7 protein-coding genes are annotated in these 7,672 nt (G+C 60.4%); 2 read left to right on the top strand and 5 right to left on the bottom strand.

Annotated elements, in window-relative coordinates:
• Positions 1 to 86: 86 nt before the first annotated feature.
• Positions 87 to 1,160, top strand: coding sequence for a tRNA 2-selenouridine(34) synthase MnmH (gene mnmH, locus QRD42_RS09985; protein ID WP_321987005.1), 1,074 nt, complete (start codon positions 87 to 89; stop codon positions 1,158 to 1,160).
• Here the strand turns inward: mnmH and QRD42_RS09980 are convergent, their stop codons facing one another.
• From QRD42_RS09980 to ybbA, 5 genes are all read right to left on the bottom strand, one after another.
• Positions 1,161 to 1,820 carry a methionine ABC transporter permease gene (locus QRD42_RS09980; protein WP_072567612.1) on the bottom strand — a complete coding sequence of 220 codons (660 nt, stop codon included), beginning with the start codon at positions 1,818 to 1,820 and terminating at the stop codon, positions 1,161 to 1,163.
• Positions 1,813 to 2,829, bottom strand: coding sequence for a virulence-associated ABC transporter ATP-binding protein SfbB (gene sfbB / locus QRD42_RS09975; protein ID WP_318363277.1), 1,017 nt, complete (start codon positions 2,827 to 2,829; stop codon positions 1,813 to 1,815). The genes QRD42_RS09980 and sfbB overlap by 8 nt, the downstream gene beginning before the upstream one ends.
• A 59-nt stretch (positions 2,830 to 2,888) precedes the next feature.
• A complete protein-coding gene (locus tag QRD42_RS09970; protein WP_072567611.1) occupies positions 2,889 to 3,716 on the bottom strand; it encodes a MetQ/NlpA family ABC transporter substrate-binding protein in 828 nt (275 codons plus the stop codon).
• Between the two features lie 241 nt (positions 3,717 to 3,957).
• Positions 3,958 to 6,372, bottom strand: a complete 2,415-nt coding sequence (gene ybbP / locus QRD42_RS09965; RefSeq protein ID WP_321987004.1) for a putative ABC transporter permease subunit YbbP — start codon at positions 6,370 to 6,372, stop codon at positions 3,958 to 3,960.
• Positions 6,369 to 7,055 (bottom strand): putative ABC transporter ATP-binding protein YbbA, encoded by a 687-nt coding sequence (gene ybbA / locus QRD42_RS09960; RefSeq protein WP_072567609.1) that lies wholly within the window; start codon positions 7,053 to 7,055, stop codon positions 6,369 to 6,371. Before ybbA ends, ybbP begins: the two co-directional genes overlap by 4 nt.
• Between ybbA and tesA the strand changes: the two genes are divergently transcribed.
• Positions 7,023 to 7,649 carry a multifunctional acyl-CoA thioesterase I/protease I/lysophospholipase L1 gene (gene tesA / locus QRD42_RS09955; RefSeq protein ID WP_321987003.1) on the top strand — a complete coding sequence of 209 codons (627 nt, stop codon included), beginning with the start codon at positions 7,023 to 7,025 and terminating at the stop codon, positions 7,647 to 7,649. The genes ybbA and tesA overlap by 33 nt on opposite strands.
• Positions 7,650 to 7,672 lie beyond the last annotated feature (23 nt).

Here is a 7,672-nt window from a genome sequence, read left to right as displayed (position 1 = left end):
AATTTTTTCCCCACCGCACAAATGAACGCGTAAAATACGGCGTTCTGACGTAAAACGTCGCCCTTTGATGTGCAGAAGGAAGTCTCATGAACACTGGCATGGATTATTGCGCGATCCTCGCCGCTGATACGCCCCTGCTGGACGTGCGCGCCCCGGTTGAATTTACCCAGGGTGCAATGCCGTCGGCGCTCAATCTTCCCCTGATGAACGACGAAGAGCGCGCGGCGGTCGGCACCTGTTATAAACGCCAGGGCCCGGAAGCCGCGCTGAAGCTCGGGCATCAGCTGGTATCCGGCGTTACGCGCGAGCAGCGCATACAGGCCTGGCGTGATGCCTGCCTGCGCCATCCTGACGGCTATCTGTGCTGCGCCCGTGGCGGCCAGCGCTCCCATATCACTCAGCAGTGGCTGCGCGAGACGGGCATTGATTATCCGCTCATCCCCGGCGGTTATAAGGCGCTGCGCCAGGCGGCGATCCAGGCAACAGAACAGCGCGTACAGAGTCCTCTGGTGCTGATCGGCGGCTGCACCGGCAGTGGCAAAACGGATCTGGTACGCCAGCATGCGGACGGCATCGATCTGGAAGGTCTGGCCCGCCACCGCGGTTCGTCATTTGGCCGCACGCTCAGGCCGCAACTTTCCCAGGCGAGCTTTGAGAACGCGCTGGCGGTGAAACTGCTTAAGCGGGATGCGGCGCGCTGGGTGCTGGAAGATGAAGGCCGTATGATCGGCGCTAATCATCTGCCGGAGTGCCTGCGGGATCGCATGGCGCAGTCGCCCATCGCGGTGGTGGAGGATCCGTTCGACCTGCGGGTGGCGCGTCTGCATGAGGAATATTTTGTGCGGATGCAGCGCGATTTTACCGTGACGTACGGCGAAGACGCGGGCTGGCTGGCCTATGCGGAATACCTGCATCACGGGCTGTACGCCATTCGTCGCCGTCTGGGCTTGCAGCGCTTTGCCGAACTCAGCGCGCACCTTGATACGGCGCTGGCGAGCCAGCGGCAGCACGGCGACACCCAAGGTCACGATGCCTGGCTGGTGCCGTTACTGAAGGAGTATTACGATCCGATGTACCGCTATCAGCTGGAAAAGAAAGCCGCGAAGATCGTCTTTCGCGGCTCATGGCAGGAGGTCAACGGCTGGCTGCTACAGGGGTAATCAGTGGCGGCCCCGCTTGTCCGCCCGCGCGGCCAGCCAGTCGCCCAGCATCTGCACCACCTGCACCAGAATAATCAGCGCGATCACCGTCACCACCATCACCTGGGTTTCGTAGCGGTAGTAGCCATAGCGGATCGCCAGATCCCCCACGCCACCGCCGCCGACGATCCCCGCCATCGCGGAATAACCAATCAGGCTGACCAGCGTGATGGTGAGGCCGCGCAGCAGCCCGGCGCTGGCCTCCGGCAGCAGTACGGTGCAGATGATACGCATCGGGCTGGCGCCGAAGGCTTCCGCCGCTTCGATGATGCCCTTATCCACTTCCCGCAGCGCGCCGTCCACCAGCCGCGCATAGAAGGCAATGGCGGCCACCGACAGCGGTACGGAGGCGGCAATCGGCCCGATGGTGTTGCCTAGCAGAAACTGCGTTAGCGGCAGCAGCAGCACCAGCAGGATCACAAAGGGCACCGAGCGGATGATATTCACCAGTACGGAACTGATGAGGTAAACGCCGCGATTCTGCCAGAACAGGTGGCGATCGGTGACGAAAATCAGAAAGCCCAGCGGTAAACCGCCGACTATCGCCAGCACCGTCGAAATGCTCAGCATCTGGAAGGTTTCATTAAACGCCAGCATCAAATCCGGTAATAACTCATCCACGGATCACCTCCACGCGTGCCGTACGGTTGCGAATATAATCAACGGCGGCGTCCACCGCCGTCGGGTTATCGGGAGCGGTGAGCTGCACGACCAGAATGCCGAGCGCCCGCTCGCCGAGGTATTCGATTTTGCCGTGCAGGATGTTCACCGCCACGCCAAACTGGATCGCCGCGTCGGACAACACCGGCTGCTCCGCCGAATCGCCAATAAACAGGATCTTCAGCAACTGCCCCGGCAGATGCTGTTGCAGACGTTCCGGCAGCGTCAGGTTCAGGGTGTGCGAGACCAGTTGCTGCGTGAAGGCATGCTGCGGGTGGGCAAAAATATCAAACACCTCGCCCATCTCCACCACTTTGCCGCCGGACATCACCGCCACGCGATCGCAGATAGTTTTGATGACGTTCATTTCGTGGGTGATCAGCACGATGGTGATGCCGAGGGTGTCATTGATCTGCTTTAACAGCGCCAGAATGGTGGCGGAGGTTTCCAGATCCAGCGCGGAGGTCGGCTCATCGCACAGCAGCACGTCCGGGTGATTGGCAATAGCGCGGGCAATACCGACGCGCTGTTTCTGCCCGCCGGAGAGCTGTACCGGGTAGCGATTCGCTTTATCCGCCAGCCCTACCAACTCAAGAATTTCCGCCACGCGCGGGGTGATTTTCGCCCGCTCCCAGCCTGCCGCTTTCAGGCTGAAGGCGACGTTCTGCGCCACGGTACGGGTGTGCATCAGGTTAAAATGCTGGAAGATCATGCCGATACGTTGCCGCGCGCGGCGCAGGGTGACGCCTTCCAGAGCGGAGATCTCGACGCCATTAATTTTGATGCTGCCCTGCGAGGGACGCTGGAGCGCGTTCAGGGTGCGCAGTAAGGTGCTTTTGCCCGCGCCGCTGGTGCCGACAATGCCAAAAATTTCGCCCGGCGCAATGCGCAGGCTGACGTCATCCACCGCCCGGGTCGTCGGGCCGCGGCCTGCGGGAAAGTCCACGCAGACCTTATCTATCTCAATCATGCCGTCCTCGAAATGCAAAAGGCAGGCCGCAGCCTGCCAGAATTAATCCTGTGCGCCGCTTATTTTTTATCCGCAGCAACCATCCATTCAGGTTTCTGGAAGGCGCTGTAAACGTTGTCTGGCGAGTCGATCACCGCGCGGTAAGCCGGAGATTTGACCACGGCAACAATGTCTTTCGCGAAGGGTTTTTCGGCGTCTTCGCTACGTACGGCGATGATGTTTTTCAGATTATCATCCAGCTGTTCCTGCTTCAGCGCCGAGTCCAGCTTCATGCCTGCGGCGATAGCAAAGTTGCCGTTGACCAGGGCGGCGGTGGCGCTGTCGAGGGTACGCGGTAGCTGAGCGGCTTCCAGCGGTTTGAACACCAGGCCTTTCGGGTTGCTGGCGATATCGCGCTCGGAAGCTTTGGTCGGATCGATATTGTCTTTAATGGTGATAAGACCGAGGGATTGCAGGAAACGCAGGCCGCGCGCCAGGTTGGTGGGATCGTTAGACAGGGTAACGATATCCCCCTTCTTCAATTCATCCAGACTTTTGATTTTGTGCGAGTAAAAGCCCATGCCGGCAGTCGGCACGTTAATCAGCTTCGTCAGCTTGAGGTTTTTATCGGCAACGAATTTGTTGAAATAGAGCGAGTGCTGGAACAGGTTGGCGTCGATGCTGCCGTTGGACAGCGCCATGTTCGGCTGTACGTAGTCGCTGAATTCGCGCACCACCACTTTATAGCCTTTCTCTTTCAGTGACGGCGCGATGGCCTGTTTCACCATGTCACCGTAGGGGCCTGGGGCGACGCCGAAGGTGATGGTTTGTGGATCGCTGGCCTGAGCAAGCCCGCAGGTTAACAGTAATGCCCCGACGGCGGCGCGCACGCTGAAACGACGTCCCATAATTTCTCCTGATCAATGTGATATGTGCTGTGTGACGCGCCGTGCTACGCGGCGCATTCAGAATTTGACGGTTTAAGATGGCATAAAGGCGGCGCGGCAGTAATTGAAAATATTTCATGATGCTACGGAGTATGTCACTGAATGACAGGGGATCGTCAATGCCCTCACCCCGGCCCCCTCCCGGAGGGAGAGGGGGAGCGATGGACGATGCCCTCTCCCGCAGGGAGAGGGGCAGAGAGAATCAACCGCTGAACTGACGAAACAGCGCTTTGCCTTTCAGTAACCGTGTACCAAGCCAGCCGCCGCACAGCGACAGCAGCAGCGCGCCGGAGAGCGGCAGCACCAGCCACAGCCGCCAGTCCGGCTCCCACGGGAAGTCGAACACACGCGTCTGCAGAACTGCCAGCGCCGTTTCCGCGCCGATAGCAGCCACCAGCCCGGAGACAAAACCGAGCAGCGCGAACTCGCACCACAGCGTGGTACGCAGCAGTTTTTTGCCCGCGCCAAGAGTGCGGTATACCACCAGTTCCTGATGACGCTGACGCATTCCTACCTGCACCTGCGCCAGCAACAGCAGCACGCCGCACCCGGTCACCAGCACCACCATCACTTCCAGCGCGCGGCTCACCTGTTGCAGCACCTGACCGACCTGTTGCAGGATCGCGCCGATGTCCAGCAGGCTGACCGTCGGGAATTCGCGGTTAAGCTGCGTCAGCATCTCGTTGCCGTTTTCCCAGCGGAAACTGGTCAGCCAGCTTTGCGGCTGTCCGTCCAGCGCGCCAGGCGGGAAGATGAAGTAGAAATTAGGCCGCAGGCTTTCCCAGTCCACTTTACGCAGGCTGGTAACTCTGGCGGTGAAATCCTGGGTGTCGCCCATAAAGGTCACGCTGTCGCCCAGCGAAATATTCAGCCGTTTCGCCAGCTCCTGCTCCATCGACACTTCCCCGGTTTTCGGCGGCCAGCTGCCTGCGGTGATCGGATTGTGATCCGGTTTTTGCGACTGCCAGGTCAGGTTCAGCTCGCGGTTTAAGGCTTCATCCTGATTGCCGTCCGTGGATGTGCCGTTAATCTGCGTCAGCCGCGCCCTTACAATGGGATAGAAGGATTCCGGGATCACCTGATGTTCCGAGAGAAACCCTTTCAGCGGCGTGACCTGCTCATAAGCAATGTTGATCAGGAAATAGTTCGGGCTTTCCGGCGGCAGCTGTTGCTGCCAGCGGTCAAGCAGATCGCCTCTGAGCACCAGCAGCATCGCCAGCAGCATAAACGACAGCGAAAACGCCGACAGCTGGCTTAAGGTTGACCAGGGCTGGCGCAGCAGGCGGTTTACCGCGAGGCGCAGCGGCAGCGCTTTCAGCGTCAGGCGTTTTAACACGTTAAGCAGCATCCAGCCGAGCAGTCCGCACAGCGCCGCCAGCACCACCGCACCAGCCAGCACTGCCCACAGCAGCATGCTGCCGCCCATCAACCAGGCCAGCAGCAGGACAGTGACGATACTGATAGCCGGGATATAAAACTTCAGCGGCCAGACGCTGGCAACCGCATCGCGGCGCAACACGCGTAGCGGCTGCGTTGCCAGTAACAAACGATACGGACGCAGCCCTACCAGCAGGGAGATCACCACCATGGTGCCCACCGCCCACAACCACGGCCACAGGCTGGCAGGCGGCAGCGCGGCGGGCAGCACGGGTTTCAGCAGGATCATCAGCACCCGTTCAAACACCAGGCCGATGGCGCCGCCTGTAATGACTGACAGCCCCAGCACCATCAGCCACTGGCCGACGATCAGCTTGCGCAGCTGGGCGCGCCCCGCACCGAGGGTTTTGAGGATCGCCACCAGATCGTAGCGGCTGCGGCAGTAATGCCCCATCGCCACCGCTACGGCGGCAACCGCCAGCAGCAGCGTCAGCAATGCCGACAGCAACAGGAATTGCTGCGAGCGCTCAAGGGATTTGCCGAGCGCCCCTTCGTCCTGCTCAAGGCCGTACCATTTGTGCTCCGGCTTTAACTGTGGCAGCAGCCATTTCTCGTAGGCTTCCAGCTGCGAGGGCGTGCCGCCAAATTTGATGCGCCAGGTGACGCGGCTGCCGGGCTGTACCGCGCCGGTTTTAGGCACATCCGCGACGTTCATTAACAGGCGCGGCGCCATCTGGAAGGGATTGAAACCGGCATCCGGCTCCTGGATCACTTCACCGGCAATGCGTAAACGGGCATCGCCGACATCGATTTCATCGCCGGTTTTCAGTTTCAGCAGCGCCATCAGACGCGGCGCAAGCAGCACGCTTCCCGGCTGCGGCTTTACGCCAGCCGGGCGGGTTTCCAGCTCGCCGTACATCGGGTAGATGTCATCAACCGCCTTGACGTTCGCCAGCTGCGGCGTGTCATCGGCAAAGGTCATGGTGGCAAAGCTGATTTGCGTGCCGACTTTCAGGCCAAGCTTACGCGCTTCATCCAGCCAGGCTTCGGGGATCTCCCGCGAACTGCGCAGCGCGCGGTCGCCCGCCATAAAGTCGCGGCTCTGCTGACTTAAGCCTTTTTCCATGCGATCGCTGATGTTGCCGAGCGCCAGCACGCAGGCGACAGCGAGGCTCAGCGCCATCCAGACGATCAACAGCGAAGGCGAGCGCCATTCGCGCCAGAACCAGCGGGCGATCATGCTTCCTCCTGCAGCAGGCCGTTAACCAGCCGCAAACGACGATCGCAACGGGCGGCGAGCTGCGGATCGTGGGTGACGAGGATCAGCGTAGTGCCGTACTGCTGGTTCATGGAAAACAGCAGATCGGCGATTTTATCCCCGGTCTGGCGATCGAGGTTGCCGGTGGGTTCATCAGCAAAGAGCACGCCGGGACGCCCGTTAAAGGCGCGCGCCAGCGCCACGCGCTGCTGTTCGCCGCCGGAAAGCTGCGCCGGAAGGTGATCAAGACGCTTCGCCAGCCCCAGCTCGCTTAACAGCGCGCGGGCATTTTCCCGGCTCTGGCTGCTCTTTTCGCCGCGCAACAGCGCCGGGAGCTCGACGTTTTCCAGCGCGTTCAGCGTTGGGATCAACATAAAGGACTGAAAGACAAAGCCGACGTTCTGCGCGCGCAGGGCTGCCCGCGCTTCTTCATCCATACTGTGCAATGGCTGCCCCAGCAGGTGCACCTCACCGCTGCTGCCATCATCCAGCCCGGCGAGGATCGCCAGCAATGTGGACTTGCCGGATCCGGATTCGCCAATCAGCGCGATGGTCTGCGCGGGTTTGACAACCAGCTCAACTCCGGTGAGGATGGACAGCTCATGTTCCCCCTGACCGACGGACTTCTTAAGATGATGAACTTCAACAATGTTTTCCGCTGGCATTTGCCCTTCCTTTTTATGCTTCTGTTAACCTGTCGCGCCGCCTTGGCGGACACGTTGTTGGTTCTGGGTGACAGCCTGAGCGCCGGGTATCGCATGGCGGCAACGGCGGCCTGGCCGGCGCTGCTCAACGATAAATGGCAGCAGAAGACGCCGGTGGTTAATGCCAGTATAAGCGGCGATACCTCGCAGCAGGGGCTGGCGCGTCTGCCCGCCCTGCTGAAAAAGCATCAGCCGCGCTGGGTACTGGTGGAACTGGGCGGCAATGACGGCCTGCGGGGTTTCGCACCGGCGCAGACCGAAGCCACGCTGCGTAAAATTTTGCAGGAAATAAAAGCCGCCGACGCGCAACCGCTGCTGATGCAAATCCGTCTGCCGGCGAACTATGGCCGTCGCTACACTGAGACGTTCAGCGCCATCTATCCCAAACTTGCCAGCGAGTTCGATATTCCTCTGGTGCCCTTCTTTATGGAAGAGGTCTATCTGAAACCGCAGTGGATGCAGGACGATGGTATCCATCCTAATCCTGACGCCCAGCCGTTTATCGCCGACTGGATGGCGACACGCCTGGCACCTTTAGTAAACCACGCCTCATAAATAATCGGGAAAGCCGACGGGTA

The organism is Enterobacter sp. PGRG2 (assembly GCF_030291195.1).
Lineage (GTDB): Bacteria > Pseudomonadota > Gammaproteobacteria > Enterobacterales > Enterobacteriaceae > Enterobacter_D.
This window is presented reverse-complemented; position numbering and strand designations above follow the sequence as displayed.

Coding starts and splice junctions, on each gene's coding strand:
- mnmH (WP_321987005.1), top strand. CDS start 87: ATGAACACTGGCATGGATTATTGCGCGATCCTCGCCGCTGATACGCCC.
- sfbB (WP_318363277.1), bottom strand. CDS start 2,829: ATGATTGAGATAGATAAGGTCTGCGTGGACTTTCCCGCAGGCCGCGGC.
- QRD42_RS09970 (WP_072567611.1), bottom strand. CDS start 3,716: ATGGGACGTCGTTTCAGCGTGCGCGCCGCCGTCGGGGCATTACTGTTA.
- ybbP (WP_321987004.1), bottom strand. CDS start 6,372: ATGATCGCCCGCTGGTTCTGGCGCGAATGGCGCTCGCCTTCGCTGTTG.
- tesA (WP_321987003.1), top strand. CDS start 7,023: ATGATGAACTTCAACAATGTTTTCCGCTGGCATTTGCCCTTCCTTTTT.
- ybbA (WP_072567609.1), bottom strand. CDS start 7,055: ATGCCAGCGGAAAACATTGTTGAAGTTCATCATCTTAAGAAGTCCGTC.